The sequence below is a fragment of the Streptomyces sp. ISL-87 genome, from assembly GCF_018614095.1.
GTDB lineage: Bacteria > Actinomycetota > Actinomycetes > Streptomycetales > Streptomycetaceae > Streptomyces.
In genome coordinates this window covers 86450-110385 of record NZ_JAGGOY010000043.1, presented here as the reverse complement: position 1 = coordinate 110385, position 23936 = coordinate 86450, and the positions used below count along the sequence as shown (strand labels likewise).

Annotated in this window: 23 protein-coding genes; 6 read left to right on the top strand and 17 right to left on the bottom strand. The window is 60.6% G+C overall.

Annotated features, from left to right (window positions below):
• The first annotated feature begins 84 nt into the window (after positions 1–84).
• The 5 genes from J7I97_RS16860 to J7I97_RS16840 all read left to right on the top strand — a co-directional run bounded on the left by J7I97_RS16860 (position 85) and on the right by J7I97_RS16840 (position 4067).
• Positions 85–1488 carry a DUF3987 domain-containing protein gene (locus J7I97_RS16860; protein ID WP_214935654.1) on the top strand — a complete coding sequence of 468 codons (1404 nt, stop codon included), beginning with the start codon at positions 85–87 and terminating at the stop codon, positions 1486–1488.
• Positions 1489–1631: 143 nt separating this feature from the next.
• Complete coding sequence (locus J7I97_RS16855; RefSeq protein ID WP_214935652.1) at positions 1632–2138, top strand: hypothetical protein; 507 nt, start codon at positions 1632–1634, stop codon at positions 2136–2138.
• Positions 2139–2389: 251 nt separating this feature from the next.
• Positions 2390–2734, top strand: coding sequence for an Lsr2 family protein (locus J7I97_RS16850; protein ID WP_214935650.1), 345 nt, complete (start codon positions 2390–2392; stop codon positions 2732–2734).
• Between the two features lie 81 nt (positions 2735–2815).
• Positions 2816–3247 (top strand): DUF6283 family protein, encoded by a 432-nt coding sequence (locus J7I97_RS16845; RefSeq protein WP_214935648.1) that lies wholly within the window; start codon positions 2816–2818, stop codon positions 3245–3247.
• 268 nt (positions 3248–3515) lie between these two features.
• On the top strand, positions 3516–4067 hold the full coding sequence (locus J7I97_RS16840) for a histone-like nucleoid-structuring protein Lsr2 (protein ID WP_214935646.1): 552 nt from the start codon (positions 3516–3518) through the stop codon (positions 4065–4067).
• A gap of 372 nt (positions 4068–4439) precedes the next feature.
• Here the strand turns inward: J7I97_RS16840 and J7I97_RS16835 are convergent, their stop codons facing one another.
• The 9 genes from J7I97_RS16835 to J7I97_RS16795 all read right to left on the bottom strand — a co-directional run bounded on the left by J7I97_RS16835 (position 4440) and on the right by J7I97_RS16795 (position 16694).
• On the bottom strand, positions 4440–5300 hold the full coding sequence (locus J7I97_RS16835) for a peptidoglycan-binding protein (protein WP_308378357.1): 861 nt from the start codon (positions 5298–5300) through the stop codon (positions 4440–4442).
• A 384-nt stretch (positions 5301–5684) separates the two neighbouring features.
• Positions 5685–7472 carry a glycerophosphodiester phosphodiesterase gene (locus J7I97_RS16830; RefSeq protein WP_214935642.1) on the bottom strand — a complete coding sequence of 596 codons (1788 nt, stop codon included), beginning with the start codon at positions 7470–7472 and terminating at the stop codon, positions 5685–5687.
• 17 nt (positions 7473–7489) lie between these two features.
• Positions 7490–8545 carry a hypothetical protein gene (locus J7I97_RS16825; RefSeq protein WP_214935640.1) on the bottom strand — a complete coding sequence of 352 codons (1056 nt, stop codon included), beginning with the start codon at positions 8543–8545 and terminating at the stop codon, positions 7490–7492.
• A gap of 3 nt (positions 8546–8548) precedes the next feature.
• Positions 8549–9784, bottom strand: a complete 1236-nt coding sequence (locus tag J7I97_RS16820) for a siphovirus ReqiPepy6 Gp37-like family protein (RefSeq protein ID WP_214935638.1) — start codon at positions 9782–9784, stop codon at positions 8549–8551.
• A gap of 7 nt (positions 9785–9791) precedes the next feature.
• On the bottom strand, positions 9792–10637 hold the full coding sequence (locus tag J7I97_RS16815; RefSeq protein ID WP_251058869.1) for a phage tail domain-containing protein: 846 nt from the start codon (positions 10635–10637) through the stop codon (positions 9792–9794).
• Between the two features lie 168 nt (positions 10638–10805).
• Positions 10806–15329 (bottom strand): transglycosylase SLT domain-containing protein, encoded by a 4524-nt coding sequence (locus J7I97_RS38555; protein ID WP_251058868.1) that lies wholly within the window; start codon positions 15327–15329, stop codon positions 10806–10808.
• A gap of 9 nt (positions 15330–15338) precedes the next feature.
• Positions 15339–15749 carry a hypothetical protein gene (locus J7I97_RS38550; RefSeq protein ID WP_251058867.1) on the bottom strand — a complete coding sequence of 137 codons (411 nt, stop codon included), beginning with the start codon at positions 15747–15749 and terminating at the stop codon, positions 15339–15341.
• Positions 15749–16057: a hypothetical protein gene (locus J7I97_RS16800; RefSeq protein WP_214935634.1), complete on the bottom strand. Its 309-nt coding sequence runs from the start codon at positions 16055–16057 to the stop codon at positions 15749–15751. The genes J7I97_RS38550 and J7I97_RS16800 overlap by 1 nt, the downstream gene beginning before the upstream one ends.
• Positions 16058–16085: 28 nt before the next feature.
• A complete protein-coding gene (locus J7I97_RS16795) occupies positions 16086–16694 on the bottom strand; it encodes a hypothetical protein (RefSeq protein ID WP_251058866.1) in 609 nt (202 codons plus the stop codon).
• A gap of 79 nt (positions 16695–16773) precedes the next feature.
• On the opposite strand from J7I97_RS16795, the gene J7I97_RS16790 reads away from it, so the two are divergent.
• Entirely contained in the window at positions 16774–17112 is a 339-nt protein-coding gene (locus tag J7I97_RS16790; protein WP_214935632.1) for a GNAT family N-acetyltransferase, read from the top strand.
• Here J7I97_RS16790 and J7I97_RS16785 read toward each other — a convergent pair.
• The 8 genes from J7I97_RS16785 to J7I97_RS16745 all read right to left on the bottom strand — a co-directional run bounded on the left by J7I97_RS16785 (position 17082) and on the right by J7I97_RS16745 (position 23887).
• On the bottom strand, positions 17082–17468 hold the full coding sequence (locus tag J7I97_RS16785) for a hypothetical protein (protein WP_214935630.1): 387 nt from the start codon (positions 17466–17468) through the stop codon (positions 17082–17084). The genes J7I97_RS16790 and J7I97_RS16785 overlap by 31 nt on opposite strands.
• Before the next feature lie 355 nt (positions 17469–17823).
• Positions 17824–18147 (bottom strand): head-tail adaptor protein, encoded by a 324-nt coding sequence (locus J7I97_RS16780; RefSeq protein WP_214935628.1) that lies wholly within the window; start codon positions 18145–18147, stop codon positions 17824–17826.
• Positions 18137–18724 carry a phage gp6-like head-tail connector protein gene (locus J7I97_RS16775; RefSeq protein ID WP_214935626.1) on the bottom strand — a complete coding sequence of 196 codons (588 nt, stop codon included), beginning with the start codon at positions 18722–18724 and terminating at the stop codon, positions 18137–18139. Before J7I97_RS16775 ends, J7I97_RS16780 begins: the two co-directional genes overlap by 11 nt.
• A gap of 11 nt (positions 18725–18735) precedes the next feature.
• Entirely contained in the window at positions 18736–19788 is a 1053-nt protein-coding gene (locus J7I97_RS16770; protein WP_251058865.1) for a hypothetical protein, read from the bottom strand.
• Positions 19789–19803: 15 nt separating this feature from the next.
• On the bottom strand, positions 19804–20376 hold the full coding sequence (locus J7I97_RS16765) for a hypothetical protein (RefSeq protein ID WP_214935624.1): 573 nt from the start codon (positions 20374–20376) through the stop codon (positions 19804–19806).
• A gap of 67 nt (positions 20377–20443) precedes the next feature.
• Complete coding sequence (locus tag J7I97_RS16760; protein WP_251058864.1) at positions 20444–21868, bottom strand: phage portal protein; 1425 nt, start codon at positions 21866–21868, stop codon at positions 20444–20446.
• A gap of 3 nt (positions 21869–21871) precedes the next feature.
• Positions 21872–22885 carry a phage terminase family protein gene (locus J7I97_RS16755; protein WP_251058863.1) on the bottom strand — a complete coding sequence of 338 codons (1014 nt, stop codon included), beginning with the start codon at positions 22883–22885 and terminating at the stop codon, positions 21872–21874.
• Positions 22886–23506: 621 nt separating this feature from the next.
• Positions 23507–23887 carry a hypothetical protein gene (locus J7I97_RS16745; protein ID WP_308378356.1) on the bottom strand — a complete coding sequence of 127 codons (381 nt, stop codon included), beginning with the start codon at positions 23885–23887 and terminating at the stop codon, positions 23507–23509.
• Positions 23888–23936 lie beyond the last annotated feature (49 nt).

The window sequence follows — 23936 nt, the reverse complement described above, 5'->3', positions numbered from 1 at the left end:
GGGCCGGAAAGGGATGGTCCGTCCCCATCCATGGACGCTCACCCTCTGGTGTGGCGTACCAATCCAACTGAAGAGAGGAAGGAAATGGACGAAGAGGCCCGCTACAAGTCGATGGCTTATGGTCCCATAGGCGCGGCCGTCAAAGCTGCCATGCCCTATACGGAGGCGGACCCGATAGGCGTTCACGCTGCCGTACTGGCCCTGTACTCGGCGGCACTGAACGGCAACATCTTGCAGCCCAACGGGCGCCCCTCGGTCGTGTGGACCGCGCTTGCCGGCCCGTCGCGTGTCGGACGCAAGGGATACGCACTCTCAACTGCGCAAGTGATCGTGGGAGACGCTATCGGAGACTTCCTCTCCCTCCGCAGAGAGGGAGGTATCTCCTCGGGCCCCTCGCTTGTGCAAGTCATGGCGGAGAACGAACACGACTCCATGACTTCGGAAGGGGGGTTGGACGGGCGTACGCTCATTCTCGATGAAGAGTGGTCCACCACTCTCCAGCTCACGAACCGGTGCCCGAAGTACGCCGGAGTTCTCAGGACATCGTGGGATGGTGGACGTGTTTCGAACGTCACGAAGAAGGACGGCAAGCGTGTCGAGGTGACGGTAGAAACGCCCGCCCTCGGGTTTCACGGGCATATTCAGCCTGCTGCCTGGGCCAAGTACGTGAGCCTGACGGAAGCCCAGGGAGGTTCGTTTAACCGTATTCTCACCGTCTCGGTTAAGCGGTCCAAGCTTCTGCGGACGGCCAAACACAAGCGAAACCCTTTGAGCGAGATACAGGTAAGCGCGTCTCTGAGGTTGGCTTACGAGTGGGCGCGGAAGCAAGTCCGCGAGATGACCCTGAATGACGCTGCCGCAGAGCGGTACGACGACATGAGAGCATCGTATGAAGACGAGATGGAGGAACTGCCAGACGATGTCTCGTGCTTCTTTGAGCGAGCCGAAGAGCAGGTCATGCGCGTTGCCTGCATCCTCACGGCTGCGGAACGAAAGACCGTAATCAACGTCAAGGCCCTTGATGCGGCACAGGCTTTCGTTGAGTTCTCTATCGCGTCGATCAAGCAACTGATCTCGCAGACCAACGTGCAGAAGGCGAGGACGGTTCTGCCGTTGGACGTGAAGATTCGTGAGAAGCTCCGGATGTACGGCGGGGAGATGACCAGTACGCAGCTCTATCGCGCGCTGTCCTCTCGGTATACGGCGGATCAGATCTTCAGCATTGCCGAGGACATGCCGGATGTGGAGGTGACCCAGGTTGCACAGAGGCGCCCCGGACAGAACCCGACGATCTTCCGGCTCGTAGATTCCCCGCCAGAGGTCGAACCGCAGCCCGAGCCGATCCCGGTGAAGCCGCCCGCGCGGAAGCGGGTCCCTGCTAAGAAGGCAGCGGCACCCGCGAAGAAGACCACCGCGGTTCGCCCTCCGCCGGCACGAGCCAGGGCGGTGAAGAAGGAACCGGGTCAACAGGCCCCCCCTATCGAGTGACTGGGATCCCGCCTCAACTCAGTTCACTGGTGAGGAAACCGCGTACCTGTAGCCCAGGCTGGATTAGCTGAGAACCCTCACCACGAAGACAGCGGCACCCGATCCTGAGCGTGTAGGCGCTCGACAGACGAGGGAGAAAGCACGTGCACAAGATCGTCTTGACCGCCAAGGTCATGGAACTGCTCGATGGAACGGGCGTGATGCAGGGGGATGAGTGCCCCGAGATCAAGGCTGAGATGGATGCCCTGAAGCACACGAAGAAGGGCGCCTCTGGCGAGGTGTCCCTGAGCACGGTGGGATGGCTCCTGGACACGCTTGACGGCCTCGCTGAAGGCAAGGATGCAGGGGACAACATGGCGATTGCTGCGGCACTTGCGAAGTTGAACCCCATCTATGAGGAGAACGGGGGAACATGGACGACTGCGGGAGCGCTGCGTGAGGCCGAGGAAGGGCGAGCCTCCTTGAGTGAGCTGGAGCCTGACGAGGAGGGCCAGGAGCCCGAGGAGCACGGGGAGAAGGGCGGAGGCGCGGGTGTCAGCGGCCCCCAGTACGGTAACCCCGTCTATCACGCACACACCCGTGAACTCGTCGGGTACCTGAGTCCGGGCAAGTTCACGCCCATTACTGAAGTCGCGGGGCCCCATGACTAAAGCCGAGAAGCAGGGGGTGCTTGCGCCTCCCTCGCCTTCTTCCCTGCCCCTGAGGCGGCTGGGTGCAGGTCGGGTAGTCCAAGGACGCTATACGCCTCTCTGTCGGAAGTGGTCCGATGGCAAGTGGCATGGCTGAAAGCGCTTGAGGCGTTCAACTAAATGTGACAGCCTCAGCGAACAAGGCTGGTGCCGAAGGGATGTCGGACACCAGCCCGTCAATGAAAACCCTACTCATCAGAGGTACAGCAAACATGGCTCAGAAGGTTCAGGTTATCCTCGTAGACGACATCGACGGCGGGGAAGCCGACGAAACGATGACGTTCGGGCTGGACGGCAAGACGTTTGAGATCGACCTCTCCTCCGACAAGGCGGAGAAGCTGCGTGGACTCCTGGCGCCGTACACCAAGGGTGGCCGTCGCATTGGCGCCGCCCGCGTGAGCTCCGCCGGCAGCCGCGGGAAGGCTTCCGCCAAGTCGCAGGACGGTACGGACACGGCGGTGATCCGCGCTTGGGCCAAGGAAAACGGCTTCGACGTTAACGACCGTGGTCGAGTACCTGGCCCTGTCCGTGAGGCGTACTCGGCAGCGCACGCCTGATCAAGCCCAAGAAGCGACGCGAGGGGGCCCCGGGACATTGGGGCCCCCTTCCTCGATCCTGAGCATCAGGAGTCCGAAGACATGACCGACGGTTTGACGAGGGAAACGGTAATCAAGGTGGGCGAAGAAGTTGCACACCGCAAGGCGCCCTGCAATGAGTGCCCCTGGCGGGTGGATGCCCCGGTTGGGCGCTTCTCCATGAGGCGGTTTGAAGAGATGCGCCAGACCAGTGAGCAGCCCAGTGTGGGTGATCACGGTGCCATGATCAAGGCCGCCGCAGGGCAGCAGGAGATGTTTGGCTGCCACAAGGGAGACCCCGGTACTGGGGATGACCTGGCTTGCGCTGGGTGGCTCGCAGTAGCAGCCCACGAGAACATCAGCGTTCGCCTGGACGTGGCCCTCGGCCGGTTGCCGGCCAGCGCTCTGAGTCCTGGACTGAACTGGCCGGAGCTGTACGACTCCTATGACGCCATGGTGGAAGCGCAGAGCAACGGCAGTGCGGGGGAAACGTGAGTGAACCGCAGTACCCCCTACTTGTCGCCTTGCCCGGAGGACGTGTCCAGCACGCAGCCCGCCTGATCGGCGACGGGCCCGCTGTGAACACTCTGTGCCGCAAGCGCGGAGTACCGGCGGGCGAGGGGGCGGGGCTGGGCTACTGCCGGGCCTGCTTGAACAAACCCAACCCGATCGACCAGCGTTCCTACAACAAGACCTGACACGACAGCACTTCAGCGGAGGCCCCGTCACACCGGCGGGGCCTTTGTCATGCCCTGGGAGAGACATGGCCACCATCACGCGCCACATCATGATTGACGACCTGGACGGAACGGAGTCCTTCGAGCCGGGCGAGATTGGCCCGGTCCGCTTCTCGCTGGACGGGGTGGAGTACGAGATCGATCTGACCGGGGAGCACGACCAGGAGCTGAGGGAGCTGCTCGGCCCGTACCTTGCTGCTGGCCGGCGAGCCCTCGCCTCGACCGCTAAGCGTCCTGGACATAAGGGAGGGGGAGACCCCGAAGCCGAAGCGCGACGCCACTACGAACCCATAGCCGTTCCCGAGTACGCGCAGGCAAGTTGGCCGCAGCGCACCGCAAATGGGTGTGAGCGAACGCTCAAGGTTGAGCAGTGGACCTTGACCGAGAGAATTGGGGCCCTGAGGGAAGGCAACGTCAAGCTCTTGGGCCAGTACCTGGGAGAGCTGCCAACGGCTAGCGGCAGGCTGCCCAAGCTTGGAATGACGGAGGCTCGCTTCCGGAACCTGGAGATCCTCGACTTTGACGGCAATGTGACCGCCTTTGGGCGGTACGTCTATAACATACGGTCTGGTCAGTAAAAGCAGAAATTGCTCCCTCCCATACATGGGAGGGGGCAATTTTTTTGCGTTGTCGTCAGCTCTAGGTAGAAGTGGCCGCCCGGAGGGCGTGCCGGCTACTCAGCCGACTTGCCCTGAAGTTCCGAGGCAAAGGGGCTGTCCTCGTAGAGAGCCTTCACGGTCTTGGTGTCCTCGTGCCGCTGAACGGCCTCACCGAGGCCCAGGCCCAGGACGGCCGCAGCGACGGCCAGCCAAGGGCCGTCAGGGAGAGCCGGAACGTAGACCTTGAGCAGGGCCGCAACAGCGACCAGGACGGCGTAGATGCGGACGGCATGAGTCGATACGAAATTACTGATGATGCATCACATCCCATGTGAGGTAACAAAGAGGGGGTTAGGAGAAAAGGCGCTTCCAGGTCTGCGGGCCCGGGTAGCCATCGGCTCCCGCGCCAGACCAGCCCTGGGCTTCCTGGAAGGCACGAACTGCCGCTCGGTCTACGGCAGTCCACTGCGGGCCAGGCCCGACCTTGTAGTACCGCCCGTAGCCCTTCTTCACGAGCTGACGGCCGAGCTGCGTGACGAACTGGTTCTTGGCTCCCGGGCGGAAGTAATACGTCCCCGGGAACGCGGGGACGTCAGGCCGCGTTGCCGGCGGCTCGGGCTTTGGCTCGGGCTTTGGCGACTGCCCAAGCTGAGCAGCCACGTTTCGACGGAATTCGTTCATGTCGAAAGCGGGGTCAACCTTCCGGCGGGTTCCCTCGCCGTGGCCGATCACAGAGTTGGCGGTCCAACCGTGGAAGCGGCAGATTGCAGCCGCCCACAGAACCGCAGCCTGGTACTGAACGTCGGGGAACGGGTCCTTACCGTTGCCCAGGTTTTCAATCTCGATCCCGTAGAACTGAACGTTGCCGTCTACAGGCTCGCTCGCGTCTGGGCGTGGGTGAGTTGGGGACTCGTTGACCGCAGCGGTCACCGCGTTCTGCGCAAAAGTACCTGCGTGGTTCGCACGGCCGTTTCCAACCATGTAGGCCGTGCCGTTCTTGTGCAGGTAGGTCTGACACAGCGGTCCCGGAAGCTCGCTGGTCCCGTCGTAGCAGAGATCGAGAGAGTTGGTACCTGCGGTGTGGTGGATTACCACACCGTGAACCGGGCCCCACGCGCCCTTGTGGTTGCGGTTATGGTTCCGCCAGTCCTTGTATTCCTTGACGTTCAGCCCTTCGGCTACGAGAGCCTTTACGAACTGGTCGGCAGTCATGGGAGTAGACATAGTTAGTCCTCCTGGGGGTTGGTCGCTAGCCGGAGTACGGCAAGGCGGTTAGGGTCGAGAGAGGTGAGTAGGGAGATGAGCCGCTTGTTCTCGGCTTCAATTCGGGCGAGGCGCTCGTTGATCTCCTTGAGGGAACTTTCAAGGCGGTCCGCTCGGGACTTCTGAGCTTCTGCTTCCTCGCGCCAGACCTTTGCGGAGCTAGTCCGAGCGGCTGCGAGAACGACCACCACGGCCGCGACGAGGGACGCCAGCGTTCCGCCGGCAGTGAGGATCTGAGTTGGGGTCATGGGGCCTCTAAGGGGCTCAGGGCAACACAAAGGCGGCCACCCAGAGTTGGGGGCCGCCTAGGCTGCCTATGTCGGTCTGCGAGCCCTACAGGGCGTTCACGGTGAGCTTCCTCCAGCGAGGGCGGTTAGCCAGGCTGCTAACAGATCCGCCAGTCAAGTGGAGATACCCACCCCGGTAAGTTGCGTTAGTGCTCGTGACCGTAATGTTCGGCGTTACGTCAGTACGAGTAATCTTGACGCTCGCAGGAGTTACATCAACTTGGAATGACATCACCTGCCCTGCAACAGGCGCGGCAGTGGCAGCGGTTGCAAGCTGGGTTCCGTTCGTAACCCCCGCAGTGTGACTGAATATCTGCATGTCGCCGTTTCCGCGGAAGGCCATGTGATATCCACCGGCAGGATTGGAGGCGCCGAACTGATAGGTGCTGTCATCCGCCTTGCCGAAGGCAATGCCCGCGTGCTCGTTGGTGGGAACGGTGCCATCAAACTTCATTTCAAAAGTGATGCGGTAGCCGTTGGTCGGAAATTCCGGCAGGGAGCAGGACCCGATAAGCACGGCGTCGCCGGCAACGTCCATGAAAGCCCAGCCGGTTCCGTCGTACTTCAGGTCACGCGTGCCAACGTACTGAGTTCGGCCCATGTCGCCAGGCGCCTTGACCTGAGTCACCCAATTGTCCTTCTTCAGGATCTGCTTGGCATACGACACCCACTTGTACTGAGCGCACATCATTCCCCAGACTCCGAGGCCGGCAAGGGTGTCTCGCTGAGAGCGCCTGTGGACCTCCCAGCAAATCACCTTCTTCTTGTCGGGGCGGTTTACGATCTCCTGAATCCGTGTGGGAGCCATCGTGTGAGGGACTCCCCACATACCAATGTTGGGTCCGTATGTCGTGAGATCCGCGTCAGTCGTAGCGTCATCTACATAGCCCCACGTGGTGAACCCTCGCGCCTTCATAGTCGCGAAGGTTGGAGACTTGTAGTAGGCCTTCCACACGACCGACTGATTAGCCGTTGGGTAGTACGTTTGAAGGATGCTCTGCACGATCGGTGCAGCTTCGTTGCTCTTGGGTTCGAGGAAGATGACGACCTTCCCTAGGAACCTGTCGAGCACGTCGCGAAGATTGGGGAGGGGCTGAGGGGCCCACCCATTTCCCAGAATCTGTTTCGGCTGAACCGTGACACTGTTGATCAGCGACGGATACACCCAGTCAGATACGGGTCCAGTTGCGTTAGTTGTCCTGTCGAGGTTCTGATCGTGAATGCAGACTGGTATGCCCTCAGCTGTGACATTCACGGAAACCTCAATAGCGCGAACGCCTGATGTCAGAGCAGCGTCGTACGCGGCCATTGTGTGCTCGGGGTACTCCATGCCCGATCCACGGTGAGCGATGTAGGCCGGAGCCGGCATCGCAAGGAAGGCCGCAACGGTTGCCGTTGGAGGTCCTGAGGCCGGAATGAATTGCGGTGGCACCAAACCGTCAATGCCAAGAGGTACGAGGCCGCCAGGCGCACCCACGCGGCCGTTGATCTCGTTCAAGACAGCGGCCTGAGTCCCGTGAGGGTCCGGGGCCGAGAGGTGGCCGGCAAACCGCTCTCCCACGTCAGAGGAGAGAATTGCGGTCTTGACGCCTCCACCGAAATCAACATAGAGCCGTTCAGGGGAGCCCTCAGGTCCAAAGAAGGGCGGAAGCATTCCGTACTCATCAGATGTGATCACCGTAATGGGCGTGCCATCAGGCTGAAGCAGATCAGTGACCCGTGCAGCACCCTCTGTGGGTCCATCCCAGAGCGTTCCTACGATCCCCGGGACGCGGACACCGGAAGTGTCTTCAGCAACATCAGCGGCGGTGCCGCCGAAGAGAATTCGTGCCATGTGCTCTCCCTGCGTGGTTAGGCTGTTTCATAGACCCCAGAAATCGTGATGTCTCCGCGGCGGGGAAGGAAGTCAACTCCGTCCATGCCGTCGCCGGCACTCCATTTGGACTGCTGGTAAAGCCAAATAGTGGATGAGTCCGAACCCTGGTTGAGCTTCGCAAGGAGCTGTACGAAGTTCGGCATGTCCGGGCTGCCGTTGTTGTTGTTGTATAGGTGGCCCGTGAAAACCTGGCCGATGCGGCCGTTTGCCGGGGTGGGGAGTGTGAAGCCGATGGTCCACTGGCCCTGATGAAGCTTTAGGTCAGAGCCGCCCGGATTCTGCACGAAGGCGGTAAACCAAACCGTCTTCGGAGCGATGTACCTCCAGCGACCCTGCCGGATAGCTGGCTGGTTAATATTGGCAACCGCAGGCGTGTATGTGCGAGTGGGCCCCAGATCGCGGGTTACGACGTAACCGTCCCGCGAATTGAAGGCTTCATACTGGGAGCCACTCCCGTTGACGTCCAGGTCGTAAACCATTGCGCCGCGAGGCATTAGCGCCGCTGTTGCCTGTGTGTTCCATGGCGTCGCAACGGCCGGAGGCACGTTGAAAGACATTCGGCTGGAGACGACTACGGACGCATCCGCGGCCGCAACATCGACTTCGAATAGGGGCAATTCCCAGAGACCGCCAACGACACGGCGGGGCTGGGGCGGTATCGGGGAAGCGCCGGCAGTGCCCTTGACGACTGCCAGATTGACGGCTGACTGAGCCATGTCGGCCCGAATGACCACTAGGTCCTTCCGGCCCTTGGTGCCCGGGTTCGCCTCAATGACAACCGACTTGGTTGCGGTGAGCTGGTAGTAGAAGCCTCCGACCCAGGCCTTTCCGGGCTTCACCTCGACCGACCGACCATTGACGACTCGTCCGCTGAACGGAAGGTCGTTGGAGTCGTACGCAGCGGCGGTCAGGGTGTAGTCCACTCGGTCTCCGCCCCACAGGTGGGCCATGCTCTGCCACTGAGTCTGAGACACAATGGCTCGACCACCGTCCGCGTTATCCGCATTGAACGGATAGCTAATCTCTGCCATGCGTCACATCCTCGCTTCGAGCTTGCGCAGCTTCCGCTGCATGTCGTAGACCGTCTTATACAAGTTGAGAGGCTCGCCCGAACCCTGCTGACCGATCTTCGGGTTAACGTCCTTGGCTTTGCCGCCATCGTCCACCGAAATGGCAACCTCACGGACAACATCCGAATACTCGGTGCCATCCACGGCCACCGTGACGATGTCGCCCACGAAATAGTCTCGGCCAAAGAGGCAGTCAGCCGTGTCGATTGGATAGATCTGGAAGTTGCCCGACTTCTGGTTCTCGTTCAGAGTGCCTATGGCCGCCTCTTGCACCGCCTTCTTAGCGGCCTCTACGTCGGCAGCAGTCATTGAATCCTCAGACTTCACGGGCTGACCGGTGTTGCGATCTACCTTCAGTTGAATGTCTCGTCGGTCTACAAAGACCTCCGTCTGACGCCCCCATTCAGCCTCTGAGGCGGTATCGGTCTGCTGGTAGTAGTACCGCTCAAGCTTCTCCCCAGCCGCCCCCACAATGGCGCGTGTCGCCTTCGGTGCGTTCAGGGTCCAGATGTATTCACGAAGGTTTCCTAGCTCGGGGCTGAACCGGACTCGCTTAGAGAGGTCCCGCGGCTTGAATATCTCCACGTCAACCCTCTGGGCGTTCGCGTTGTAGATGAACCGGTACGCGATATTGCGCCCCTTGAACCACTCTTCGAGCTTGCTGCCGATCACATCGAATCGGAGCGAGTCCGCCATGCCTGTACCAAGCTCAGATGCGGTGAAGCTGAGACCGGCTATGCGACGGTCGGCAAGAGCACCGGGACCAAGGGCCCGGTTCAGCTCCTCGTAAATCATCCCGCCGGCAGTGCCCGAGCTGGGCCACTGCCTCACAGGAAGGGGAGCTAGGTACTGCTGGCCAACTGGGCGGCCAGGGTCGGGGAATGCGAGCCTGCGGTAAGCAAGGGTGTTGTGGCACTTACCGCCGATGTAGAGGGAGCCAGGCCCTGTGTGCTGGACCTTCGTCCAATACTTCTGGAAGACATCCACCTGACCACTCAGAAGAGGCTTTGATACGCCCTCCTGCCAGATGGCGACTCCTCCACCCTTCTTGATGAGGTCAGACTGAGGAGTGCCGTCCTTTATGAGAATCTGCCAAGACCCCTCCTGCGCTAGGCGCACGGTGAAATCCAGGCTGATCCACTGGTCGATCTCCCCAACTCTCTTCAAGTTTCTGTCGAAGACCTCAACTCGGTAGCCCATAGTCCTCCTAGACGAATGATGCGTATCGTGGGTAGAAGGACAGGACTACTGCGGCTCTATCGGTGCCGGCGACTACGGATACGGCTGCCGTCGTGTCGCCTGGCTCCACCGACCAGAATTCGGGGTTTGTGTCCAAGGTGGCCCAGTAGTTGGTGCCGTGGTCGTCCTTTACCGTCTTACGCCCGGGGCGGGTGTCGATGGTGAGTACTCGCCCCGTGGGAACCAGGTCTGACCCGTCCTCAGGAGGGGATGCCTTGATGAGTTCCCCAGTGGGGCCGGCAAGGGCAAATGACTTGATGGGGCCGTGGAGGCGCCAGATGGGCCATGCCTCGATATCGCCGGGATTGCTGATTGTGATCTTGTCCTCGGGAACCCCCATGACACCACTACTGAGATGCATGGGGAAGAAGCTTGCGGTGGTGCTGAGGAGTGGATCGCCGGCGCCGAAATCCCATCGAGTTGACTGGGAGCGATCCGGGTAAAACCATGGGTCCATTGCCGAGAAGCTCAGCCCGTACTTGGCCCATGTGAAGCCTGCTGTATCGACGCTTTCGGATCCCTCCATACCGCCCTTGTAGTAGGCGGTTATCTGGCGGGCGCGGTCGCCCCCCTCAGTGAAGCGGATCAAGCAATAGCCCCGCTTGGGGTTGAGAGCCTGAAACAGTCGCCGCTTAAGCTGATTTATGCTTTGGCGGTCATGTCCGCGAAGGTAGACCGGGATCATGATCTCTCGGGCCGCTGCCCGAGCCGAGCGGTAGATAGAGCCATCTAGATTTGGAGACTCATCGGAGAAAAGCCCGAACGGCGGCATATCCAGCCCTGTAGCGCCTGGTTGCATGATGATGCTTGTCAAAGCGTCGCTAATACCTTCGGTGAGGGGGATTCGTTCCCCCTCACCGTTGGCTCCGATGAGTGTGACGTGAGTAGGGCCCCACTCAATGGGTCGAGGCAGAGGCCGCGGCGGTATTACGGGCTGCGGCAGCGGCTTCGGTAGAATCGGAATTGGCATGGAGCCCCCTCCTTACAGGTTGGTGTAAAGCGCCTCCGCTGTTTGAAGGGCCCGCATGACGGCTTGAGCGGTAGGCTCGTTACGAGCCTCGTGAACGTGGATCTCGTAGCGCTTCCCGTTCAGCAGTGCCTCAGTTTCTCGGTCGTTATAGACCCGCTCTCCTCCACCGAAGCGGACGAGCTCAGGGCCCTTCTCCCCGACCATGGCAAAGCCAGGGGAAGCGGAAAGAGTTCCGGTTGCGTAACCCGTGTTTCCGGCAAGCATTCGCTGCCAACCCGAGCCGTAGCGATGGGTGGCGTAATTCAGGCCCGCATAGATGTTTGCCAGCGGGTTGATCGACGTCCCATACAACTTGGGCTGAGATCCGCGGAAGGGTCCCGCGTATGCGTCGAACGTTGGCCCGATGACCTGCATAAGCCCAACACTTGGCGTGCCAGACAACCAGTTGCTATCCCACTTGTTGACGATCGTCGGGTCTCCGCCCGACTCCATCCCGATGCGGTACAGCACCGTCTGAAGGGCTGTACTGGGTAGTCCCAGCATGGATATTGCCTGAAGGGCTGTGGGGGCCCACTGACCGGCTCCGCCGGCACCTGGCTGCGGGGCAAGGCCAGCAGCGAAGTCAGGCATGGATGCCTGAACCGTGGACCCGTTCTTGAAGTCGAAGAGACCTTCCAAGTTGGGCATGCCCTCTTCGGCGTTGGCTATGAACTCGTCGTAGACCCGACTGGCATAGCCCAGCGGTGAATCCTTGATCTCCTTCACGGTCTCGATCATGTCGATGATGTTGTTGTACGAGCCAGAGACGATGTCTCCGATGTCATCAAAGGCGCCAGTGAACGCGTCGATTGGGTTGGTCACGACCTCCCAAATCGAGCCGAGCGATTCACCCACGCCCGAATACAGGTTGTCCCAAACCTTGCCGAGGGTATCCATGCTGAACATGTGACCCATGTACTTCTTGCCGCGAGAGACAATGTTCCCGCTGCCCTTCCAGACGTCATTCCAGAAGTACTCGGCCTGTACAGGCGCCATGGCGCCGCCAAGGATGCCGGCTGCCTGGCCGACGAGTGTCGGCACTTTTCGGAGAACCTCAAAAGCGTCCTCGGTCATCCAGTCGTACATTCCGCGGAAGTTGTCGGCCGCGACGTTTCCGCCAAGCGCGGACGATCCGTCACCAGTCCGTAGGATTCCCTGCTGCGTCGATCCGCCGAGCCGATCCGAAGTGCCGTCCAGCTTCATGGTCTTCAACATCGCGGTTCCCACTGGGGCAATGTTCTGAAGGCTGATGAGTTCCTTGATGGCGTCTAGGTCGAGCTTTCCGCCACGGCCGCTAGTGCCTCGTGCGTGCCTGGAAAGCTTTCCTCGGATGGCGAGAGCGTTCCATGTGTTGATGGTGCTCTCGCCAAGGGCGTTGGTGACCTCGGGGCGAAGTACCGCCTCACCCGGAGAAAGGATGGCGGGGATGTTGTCTACCCATGGGGAATAGCCTGGCATGACCCCGGCCATGCTGACATCGCTCTGTCGAGCAATACCACCACGAGCGTTCTTCTTCTTTCCGCCACCTGAGCCGCCCCCACCCGGGGACTTCTTGCCGATGCGGTCAAGAGCCCCATCAAGGCCATCGCCCTCATCCTTGGCGTCCTTCAGGGCACGAGCGAGGTCATCGACCTTCCCCTTAACATCGCTCAGAGAGCGCTGATTTAGGAGACCGATTCGGCCCGCCAGCGAGCCGGCACCGGTACCCTGACCAACCTTTTCATAGACATCGTGAGCAGCATTCAGAAGATTCCTGAATTCCTGGATGACGTCGGTCAGTCTCCGCTTGTTGAGGTTGGCCGTACGTCCTGAGGCAGAGGCACTCATGGCCCCATCACCGATCTGATCCGCTGCCTGACGAGCAGCCTGAGTCAGCTCGTCCATCGACTGACGGACATTGGTGACCCGCTTACCGTCCAAGTTGCCAACACGCGTATTGACGCTGGTGACCTTGCCTCCGGCGTCCTCAGCAGCGGCCTTGAGGCCGTCTACCTCGGCCTTGACGGCATTGAGGTTGACTCCGTCCAGCCCTCGAACTTTGCCAGCCGCCTGGTCCAGTTCGGCCACGAGCTTGCGCGCGGCCTCCTCCACTTGGTCCAGCTCCTGACGGACCTGAGACAGGGGCGTTCGGTTGAGCTGCTGTGCCTGCTGCTGGACTGAATTGACGGAACTCTGAGCCTGGGAGGCAGAGCCCTGTACGGAGGTGTTCCCACCACCAAGAGCGTTGGAGATGTCGCGCAGGGTCTGAGAGTTCAGCTCGCGTAGTTCAGAACGGAGACGGGTGGTCTCGTCACGAGCCTCGCGGGCCTGGCGCTCAAGCTCCGCCATCTCCTGGCGCTCGTTCCCATTGGAGCCTGAACGACCAAGAGCGCTGTCTACCACTCGGCGCCCAACAGAGCGCGTGTCTCCGCCGGCACGGTCAGTACGGGTCTGCCGGTAGGCATCCCGTCCGGCCTGGCGAATCTGAGAGCGGCTCTCCCCGCGGTCCCGCGCTTCACGACGGGCCTCACGACGAGCACGAGTCTGATGCCGTACGTCGTTGGCGCCCTGGGCGCCATTGCCGGCAGCACGGGCGATAGCTGCCACGGGGCCGAAGGCCCTACCGACAAGCCCGGTGACCTTGCCGAGCACCTTGGAGAGCAGCCCTACGGCGATGATCAGCGGTCCCCACTTGACGAGGAACTCAGTTATTTTGACCGCGACTTCCTTGATTTCCGGGTGTTCGTCCAGGAAATTCGCCACGGTCTTAATCTGCGAGGTGAAAGAGTCAATGGCATCAAAGAACAGGTCCAGGAACTTGGGGATCTTGGGGCCGTACTCCTTGGCCATGTCCTGAAGCTCATTGAGGTATCCGCCCTCAAAAGAGGTACTCTCCTGGCCCCAATGATCCTTCTTCGTAACCTTCTTGCCCATGATTCGCTCACCGAGACCGGTGTACTCCACCATGCCGGTTTCGGGATCAGTCTTCGCAAAGAGGTTGCCCAAGCCGAGCTGAGCACCCTCCTTCATCTGCTGAATGCGACCCGTGATGGTCGCACTCGTGACCTTTTTCGCGTAACCCTGAGTGTCCGTGCCGGCCCAGTTGTCAATCAGGGCCTGAATCATCTCGGGACCCTGAAGGCCGCCAGTTTCCTTAGCGTTGGCCATCAGCTCAAGAATCTGGGCGGCTGCCGTGTGCTTGGTGGGCTTCCCGTCCTTGCCCTTCACCATCTTGTCCTGATAGCCCATGAGCTGAGCCAGCTCCTGAACAGGAATACCGGCCGCGGCCGTAAATTGCTTCAGATTTCGAGTCGGAACCCGTTCAAGGTCGAGAATCATGTCAATGGCGTACATGGCGCGAGACACCATTGCGGGGTCCAGGTTTCCCGCTCGTGCGGCATTGTCACCGATCATCTGGACGATGTCGGCCGCACGCTCAGACGCCTTCTTGCCTGCCTGCTGCTTCTTCTTGGGGTCCTTGGACTGGGAGCCCTCTTCGTGGGAGTACAGACTTCGGATGTACCGAGTCATGTACATCTGCATGTCTTCGATGCTGAAGGGAGTATCGACACCGTACTGACGAATCTTCGCAAGTGCTGCGGCAGAGTCCTTGGCAGAGACGTTGGAGCCCATCAGACCAAGCTGCCCGAGAATGAGCGAGTCGGCAGACTTCACACCAACAGTGGTAAGCAGTCCGCCGGCCATCGCCAGCGGAGCCAGGAACTTTGAAGCCAGAATGTTTCCGGTCTCCGTGATGGAGTTTCCGACGTTCTCAAAATTGGTGCCGAGCTTCTTCAGGCTAGTCTCTGTGCGGCCAAAGAAGTTCTGCGTGCTGGTGGTGGTCGCGGACATCTGCCGCTGAAGATCCCGCATTCGGTCGCGGGTCTGCGTGATCAGTCGCTGCTGTGCCGTGATTCCGGCCTGAAGAGATTCCCGCTGTGCGAGAGCCTCAGAGCGAATGAGAGCAATCCGCTCGCGCGTCGCCTCCCGCTGAGCGGCCACTTGCTGTCGTAGTTCCTGACGAGCCGTAGCGGCTGCCTGCCGCTCCAAGCGCTCGACTTCACGAACACGGTCCCGCTCAGCCTGGATACGGTCGAGCGCGGCCCGCTCCTCCTGGCGCACGGTCTCGCGGAGGGCCTGCCTCGTCGTATTGCTGGCCCCCTCGGTCAAGCGCTCGTACTGCCCGTAGAACTCGCGGAGCTCCCGCAGGCGCTTCGCGGCCTCCTGGCCGTACTGCTGAGTGACGTGCCGTTCGAGCTGTTCCAGAGTCTGGGCAGTGTCCTTGGCCTCAGCCTCAATCGCGGCCTTGGCCTGCTTGGCCTGCTTGGCCGCCTGACGGGGGAGGCCGGCAAGTCCGCGGGCTACCCCCGCCTCGATGTCCCGACCAGCTTGGAGGCCGAGCTTCTCCATTTCCGCCTTGACCTTCGAGCGGAGCTGGTTCATGTCCTCGACGGTGACCTTGGGCACGATTTCGATGTACCCCGTGCCCACCTTGATTGGCGCGCGTCCTTCGGCCATGGAGACCCCCTAGAGGCTGTTCATTTGCCCCAGGAAGCTGCTCAAGTCCTCTGCGGAGCTGAACTGTGTCTCTATGGGCTCTGGATCTGGCTCCGGCTGTCCGGGCCGTGGAATGGGATCAGGCTGTTCAAGGTCATCTGAGTCTTCCGCGTTCGCCTTGAAGAACAGGAAATTGGATAGCTCAAGGGCGTCGGAGATACGGGCGAGGAGGTAATCAGACTCACCCCACCTGGTTCGCTCGTCCATCGCCTCAAGCAGAGTGGAGCGGCCAGGCTTTTTCATCAGAGAGTCGATCAGTACGCCTACACGGCGAAGGGAGAGCCGTCCGCGCCAAAGGTCCAGAAGGTCAACATGGAAGAACTCAAGCAAATCAGCTTCTAGTTCATCCTGATACTCCTGAATGACGCGGACGACCGCCATCAGTTTCCCGAGTCAGTGTCCCTGCCCTGAGCCTCAGACAGCTTCTGAGCGAAGACACCGAAGTCACGGATGCTTGGCTTAGTCGCCTCGTAGGCCGCCCACTGCTCCTCACCCACGATCAGGGCGCACGCCTCAAACTCGTCATCCGTCTTCAGGACGGCAAGCGGGAAGTCAAGTGGGTGAGGGACCTCGAAGGTAATGCCAGCGTGCTGAAAATGCGTTGGCGCGGTCTCCAGTGCTTCGGCCTCAGCCGCCGCGCTCTTCGTCGCAGTCTTCTTAGTCGTGGTCTTCTTGGCGGTAGCAGTCACAGAGGTCTCCTAGAGGTGTGAGGGATTCTTAGCCGGGAAGGGTGGCTACCCCTTCTGAGAGAATGTCGTCGTTCGTAAGGACGTAGCCCAGATTGCCGTTGAAATCGAGGGCTTCAATGGTCAGCTCGTACTTCCCGTTTTCTGTACGAGTAAGCTGAATGGCGCCACGGTCAGAAATCATTGCCCGTGGGATAACACACCGGTAGCGGATGGCCCCCTGGTTCCAGTCCACGACCAGTGACATCTCCTTGAGCGTTGGCGTGCTGGACAGATTGAGCCGGTATTCACCCGTAGCAACCGCTCCGGCCATCACCGGTACCCACTCGGCTCCCCAAAACAGCTCGGTGGTGATTTCGTTCGTTTCCTGGAGCGTGGCCTTTACGGAAAAGCTCGCCTTTGTGACGTTGTAGAGAATTGGTACGGCACTCTGCCAGGCTTCAACAGGCTGAGTCTCGATCGAAGGCGTCAGGGTGACACCACCAGCATCTACATAGCCGAGCCCCTTGTAGCCGACAGGCGCGGTAAGACCGTCACCGACTGCAATGGGAAGTGTGGTGCCCGCTCCGCCGGTTGGTGCCGGCGCAATGTAGAGGGAGCCGTTGGGGGCGAATCGAATCTTCTTGGCATCATTGGCCACGAGGCCTCCTGAGGGCATAGAAAAAGCCCCCAGACAGGGGGCTTGTGCCGGAAAACGGCGATGGATAAGGTCAGTGGCCATGAAGTCGACCTATGTACTCCACGGCGGGTTAGCGTCCGTCAGCTTGATCTCAGGCCCTTCTAGCAATGAACCGACCGTCATCACCGAAGTGGCGGTCCAGGCCGAGGCCAGGGGGATGGGACTGGGCAGCGAGATCCTCAGCCAGGTATGCCGGGATGCGGACGCCGAAGGGATCGTGTTGCTCCTGAGTGTCGATCCCGGCCCGGGAGGCCTCAGCTACGAGGAGCTAGGCGCGTGGTACAGCCGGCACGGCTTCCAGGGATTCCAGCAAAACGGTCCCGAGGACGACGTGATGGTGCGGCTGCCTCAGGACTCGGTGAAGAAGACGGCTACCTGACCGCAGTAGACGTGTTCACGAGACGACTCGTCAGGGTCGTACTTTGGAGAGTCGATCTCATCCACGTCCAGAACCAGGGCGCCGCCAACTACCGTGTTGGGGAGCCTCTCCAGCAGCTTTTCGCGTACGAGAAGTGCGAGATCGACAGCTTCCTTACGGTCGAGTGCGTAAACGCCGTACTCGACATCCACGCGGTCCAAACGATCCCGGACGACTCTAAAGCCGCCCATGTGTTCAAGGTAGATCGCGGTTTCACCTGTGACGTGCTGAGTCAGATCACCTATGACCAATCCTTCAGGTACATCAGCAAGGGAGTTGAGATAGGAAACTAGAACTTCGATGGCGTCGATCCTCATTGCACCCTCATTTTCAGCAGGGCACCCTTGAGGTACCTACGGCCGCGAATCTTCCGGCCCTTCGGACTGGTGAAGCCCGTTTCCTGGAGCATGGCGTGACGCACACGCGGATGCTCCTCGATGACGACGTTTCCGTACCAGCCATCGGAGGAGAGCTGTACGTAAGCCTCAAGGTGCTTCTTGATCGCATTCCATGGGACCGCATTGTGTCCACGGCGGGGGGCGTCGGTGATGGCTCGGTGAAGCAGCTCGCCCGTGCGCTCAGCCACAAGGTCTCTGACGCCTGGGAGGGACAGAGCCTCAGCCTGCCACCCGGCCCGAAAGGTCAGCCTGGTCCGAGCCTTCTGCGAATCAGTCACTTGAGGGCCCTCCAGATCGAGAGCTTCAGGTGCCGGCGGGAGGTTGCCCCCCACTGCTCCGGCTCTCCGTCAACCTCGTACATGTGGCCTTGATGCTTGACCCTGTCTCCAGAGGCGACGGCAGCTATATAGGGGAGGAACGCTGTAAGCCGTTCCTGGGACTGGTCACGAGCTGGGCTGTAGGACTCGTACGCCTTGTCCGGCTGTACGTCCCCCATGCCGCTCCAGATCTTCACGGCCTGGGACCAGTCGGGACGAGAGGTGTATGCGTTCTTGGTCTGCGCGGATGTCCGCCAGACCTCCACGGGATCAGAGAACAACGGGCCCCCTCAGGTCGAGAGCAGGGCCTTCCCGCCGAAGCGTGATGGAGCCAGCACCTTGACGCCGGTAGGGGCGGAGCGTGGTCCTGGTCGCGGTCGAGAGAGTCTGTGCCGAACTGGCACCGGAGAACGTCACCTCGACCTCACCGACTCGCTCACTCTCCACGCCAGGGGAGAGAGCTAGCCAGCGGATGACTTCGGAGCAGGCAACTGCCCGGAGAGCAGCAGGAACCGACTCGTAGCCCCAAGAGGCAGTGAGGGTCACCGCGGACTCTCCCCAGTCGGAATCTCGTACAAGAGCCCGTCCGTTGAAGCGGTAGTCAGTTACCGCCTGGCCGTCCTGCAGGACGCCGGCAACGGTGAGGAAGGTCTGATATCGAAGGGGGACGGGAAGGGCTGAGCCACCCTCCGGGTAGAGGGTGATGCTCTGCCCTGCCCGCCGGTCCATGTCTCGGCCGCAGTAGTCCTCAACGAGGCCGGTCACGTCCAAGAGGAAGGCGCTGACGCGAGCGGTCTCGTCTGCGGCGACGGGCCGCCCGATACGGGCGGCCACGTCGTCAACGGTTGCCAGAGGCACGAGGAGCCTCCTTATGGCGTGTTGTTCGCCGCGTTGTGGGCGTTGATCAGGGCCTCAACACCAGTCGCAACAACGAGCTGTTCGGGCCGAATGACCTTCGCGTCGTAGATCACGCGGGACTTGATGGCGTTGGTGAACTTGGCCTCTGGCTGGTACGCCTGCATCTCGGCAAACGGCACGATGAGGGATGCCGCAGCAGTGGAGCCCATGAACATGTCCACCGTGCTGAAGTCGGTGTGACGGTTCTTGACGAGCTTGTCATTGGGGCGGGTGTGGGAACCGAGAGTGTTAGCCACTCGAACAGGCACACCGAGAATGGAGCCGATTACGCCTGTAGGCATCACTGCGCCTCCACCGAAGTGGGAGGCGTCGATGAACTTCGGGTCACGCAGAAGCGCGCTACGAAGCTTCGGGGAGATGAAGAGGAAGCGGTCCTGCGGGGCGCCCTTGATGTCGAGCTTCTCAAGCATCGACACAACGAAGTCGTAGACGGAGATGTCCAGGGGAGCCGCAAAGTCACCATCAACGATCTTGTCAATGGTTCCGTGCAGAGCGGGGAGACCGGTGACAGTCGCGTTGCGGTCCTCGGTGCCGTTCAGGTCCTTGCCGGCGACGGCTGCAAGGATGGTCTTGGCGATAAGGGAATCCATCGTGTTCGCCAGTACCCGAGCACGCTGAGCAATTAGGTTGCTCATCAGGTCAATGCCCGTCTTGGTCTGAAGCTGGTGAAGGTTGTCAAGCTCCAGGTGGAAGGACGAACCCTTAGCCACGGTCATCTTGATGTACTCAAGCTGAGCGCGGTCCGCGGTACCGATCGCACCGTAGGACTTCACGATTCCCTTGTCGACGACTGTGTCAACGAAGTGGGGGATTCGGACTACATCGCCTTCGCGCCGGAACTCGCCCTCATACTGGCGGTTCACGATCTCCGGAGATCCGAGTACGAGATTGTCATCCAGGTTCTCAAGGAGCTGAGATGTCCAGATCTCGGGAATGAAATGGCCGCCTGCGGCCTGTAGTACACCGGCACCAGGGTTGTTACCGGCCTGAGTAATAAAAGTCATAGGCTACCTCAAAGTTCAGAGGTCCCCCCGCATAAGAGCGTCGAGCTTGCCCGCCTTGCGGGCGGTAGCGATGTCCTGGGGGGACATACGGGAAAGGGCGTCACGGCTGATCTGTCCGGCTGCGTAACTGCCGGTGTCGCCCTGACGGCCAAGGCCAATCCCCTGGGCAAAGTCGGGGGTATTGGACGGCTGGGGGAGAGATGAAACGAACGCCGTAATGGCCTCGGTGTTCACTGCTCCATCAGCGCCTAGGAAGGCGTTGGTATTGAGGAACTCCGGGCTAGGAAGAGTCACGCCAGCGGTGGCGGCCTGGACACGAAGCTCTGCGTCTACAAGCCGGGTACCGACCTCAGAGAGAGCCGCATTGCGCGCCTCCGCCCTCGCGGCCTCAATCGCCTTCTCTGCATCCGTCATGGACGCTTCTTTGAGAGAGGCAAGTTCGGTTCGACTGTCGTTGTAATTACGCTCGTTCTGGCGGGAGAGGGTCTTCCAGCGCTCAACGTCAGCCGTCAGGCTTTCGATGGTCGGGAAATTCTCCTGAGTGCCAGGGATCTGCTGGTTGGTCTGTTCCTGCGTGGTATCGTCCATGCGGTCTCCCATTTCGGGGTACAAAAAAGGCCCCCATTGCGGGAGCCGTCCGGTGTTGTGTAGTGGATCAGGCAGCCTTGCGGGCTGCATTCCCCGAGTTGCCTTGTGGGGCCTTACGAGCTTCGTCCTCGTCGGACTTGGAATCCTTAGGCTGTTCCGGCACAGGGGCCGGGTACTTCTTCGCCAGTTCCATTGCGTCCTTGGCGTCTTGCTCCCGCATGGAGCGGAAGCGCTCGATCTGCTGCGGCGTGTAGCCGGCATCTAGGAGGAGCTGATCTCTCGGCACGCCGATAAGCTTTGCCTTGAGTAGGGCGTCCATGTGCTGGGCTTCGGTGCGGTTCTCTGGATCGCGCCAGATAACCTCGGCGCCGTGGGCCTCGGAACGCTTGTCGCCTAGAACCAGGAATGCGAGGCGCATTACGCGTTCCCAAGCTTCACCGAAGTGCAGCATGCGTTCTCGCGCCTTTGCGATTAGTCCGGCCTCCGCGCTCGTGATGCTCTCACCTGATGGCGCCGTTCCTCCGTTGAGAAGGAAGTAATGGAACGGGATACGTGAGATAGAGGCCATGTGCTGAACCAGCATGTTGACCAGATTCACGTAGTTCTTGAGGTCCGCAGCTTCGAACTGGCCGAACTTCACATCGGGGTTCTCCGCCTGAAGGAGCTTGTCCACGGCTACCTTGTAGGGCTCCATAGGACGGCCTTGCTCGTCCTCCTGGATCTCAAGGCCAGTGACGTACCTCTGAGGCCATGCCGCGTACTCGCTCGCCACCAAGGCGTCAGCCACGGTCTTGTTGATCGCGTCAGCCAGGGGCACGACCACCGTCAGGTCTGAGATCGCCGGACCGGTCAGCCGAGAGCGGTTGGGAATCGGCACGACCGGGGGAACACCGAGAGGGTTGGGGGCTTCCTTGTAGTCGCCCCAGGCCCCTGTCAGGCCAGTACCTGTGTAGACCTTGCCGTTCCACCAGAGGGTGACGAACTCGCGGCCCCAGTCGTCCGTGTAGAACTTGGCCGCGGCCTCGATGTCCCAGCGGCTACCGGGCTTGTACTGGACAACCACGTTCTCAGCGCTCTCAACACTGATCACCGGTTGGCCGGCAGCGTCGGCCCAGACGATGGCGTACGAAACGCCGTGGATCATTGCGTCCAGGTGGGCCGCGTTGGATTCGGCATCGAGCCTGTTCCGCTGCCAGATCTCCCGAGCGTCCCTGTCTCCGCCAGGCTCATCCGTCATTTGGAAGCCGTCGATGTAAAGACGTTCGTTCACAGAGTCCACGATCAGACCGCAAAAATTGTCCGACCAGGAGTCGAAGAGGCGGCCAAACTCAGACTGGTACTTGGCCTGAGCGAACACCATCTTCTGATGCTTGCCGTCGTAGTAATTCGAGTAGAAGCGTAGTTTGGTCCTACGCTGGAGTAGCTTGCTGTGTAGCCAGTCAACCCACCCCGAGGGTGTTATGGGTGGAGACCCAACTTCGATATCAGCCAATAGCTACCACCCCACTACTCGTGACCTCCGAATCTGCATACGGCCATCTGCGATGGCGTCTGCTCTCGCTTCCAGGGCGAGCACGGCGCATACGGCAAGGTCGATCTTCCTTTTGGACCGCGGGGAGTCCTTCTGAATAAGGACTCCTTGAGAAACTTCACGCGTCACCGCGTTGAGGACGTGCCGGCTCAGCCGGGCATCTCCGTTGTGCTTCAGATCGCCAACCATGGAGGCGGTACGGAACCTCTCCACGGCCTGAACCATCCTTGTGGGCTTGTTGGTCCAGAACTCAAAGACCGTGTCGTCTCCGTGCTCAATGGACCAACGGCCGATAGCCTCTTGGAAGTACGGCGGATCGGCGTACATCCAAGCAACTCGATAGTCTGCAAAGGCCCGGTTAACCGCGGCCTCTACTGCCAGAACATCCACTTCCCAGTCATCTGGGGCGTTCTCTGGGCGCTCCCACACGTCGAGAACAAAGAGCTTGGCATCTCGCATTCGAATGCCGCACAAGCCTGTGGAGTCTCCTCGGACACTTCCATCGAATCCGATGGCTATCTGATCACCGAGTTTGATCGGATCGTCCTCGTCCAGACGTGCGTCCCACTCGCTCTTGCTCATCCAGCCGTCCGAAGATTCGGCAATCTGGTTGAAGAAGAAGCGGCAATAGGTGCTGTCAGGTGTCGTGCGGTCGTAGAGGATTGTTCGCGTCAGGCCGTCGATGTCGGCCCACGAGGCATCTCCGTAAGCCTCCACCAGGGACGCACGTACAGCTACCTCATCACGAATATCATCAACCGCAATCGAGCCTTCAAGGCAGTCGTAGAGCCAATAGCCCTGCGTCACCATGTCGGACTCGTGAATGACCTGAGCTACAGAATCTTCGTTGGGGTTGTATGCGTTGGTCGTGCAGACCCATCGAGACCCGGCCTTGGTCGTCTTCTCAATATTGCGCTTAATCGTCTGATAGAAATCAGGGCCGCCGTTGCTGGAAACCCAGTGGTGGACCTCATCCATGAGTGCGAATCACACAATGCCCAGGCCCCAGCAGAACTAACCCGCCGGGGCCCGGACAAAGGTCGGGCGATTCCCCTCATTGGTCCTGCCGGCAGTCGCCTTCGGCTTGATAGAGCCAGGCTTACCGCTCTTGAACTGAACGATCGACTTACCGATGTCGAGCCCGTACTCAGCCTCAGCAGGAGACTCGGAGAGCATGCCCCGAATCATGTCTAGCGTCTGATCCGTCTGATCAAGCGCCGTGGCGCCGATCTGAACAACGGGCAGGGGGACAGCCTTGCCTACGGGAAGACCGAAGGAGTCGAAGTGGCTGAATCGGCATGGGCCGAGAAATTCCACGATTGCGAGCGCCGCGAGAAGTGGTGTCTTGCTAAGCCCCAGCCTTTCGCCCTTCGCAGGGTCGCGGCTGAGTAGGTCCACCCCCCGTCGGGTTTGATGCTGTAGAACCACAGCACAAACCGAAGTTGCTCGGGAGTGAACTGCCAGCTTTCACCGGCTCGATCGCCATCCGGCTGGACAATGTACTTCTGGCACCAGCGAATAATCTGGTAGCCGAGAGTCTCGTTGGGCCTTGGGACCCCTGCGGGTAGATTGCCTGTCTGCAAGGGGCCTCCCCGCCTTCTAAGTGCCGTTGAGTAGCCTGTAAAGCTCCTCGTCCATATCGACTTCAGGAGCGGGCGCAGAAGGCGCCGCGGACTCGCCTTCAGTGGTCTTGTCGAAAGTCATTCGGAGCCTCGCCCTGTCTTCGACAGTGGCGCCCCACTTCGCAACTCGCTGCCGGATCTCCCCAGCAAGCTTGAGGTCTCCGAGAAAGAGGCCATCAACCAACTTGGTCGTCAACTCCAACTCGGCCCAGTCGGTCTCGGTCCAAGCGGATGTCTGCGGTGCAGTGCTCCAGGTCTTCCAAAACCTCTTGGCTCCGCCTGTGGAGATCCCCAGGGCCTTCGGGAGCTCGCGGCCTGCCTGAGTGCCGGCGGCAAGGGCCTGGGCGTACTGGTGCACGTTGCGGCGTACAGCGTTGTCCTTGGGGGCAGGCCCTCGTGTCATCAGA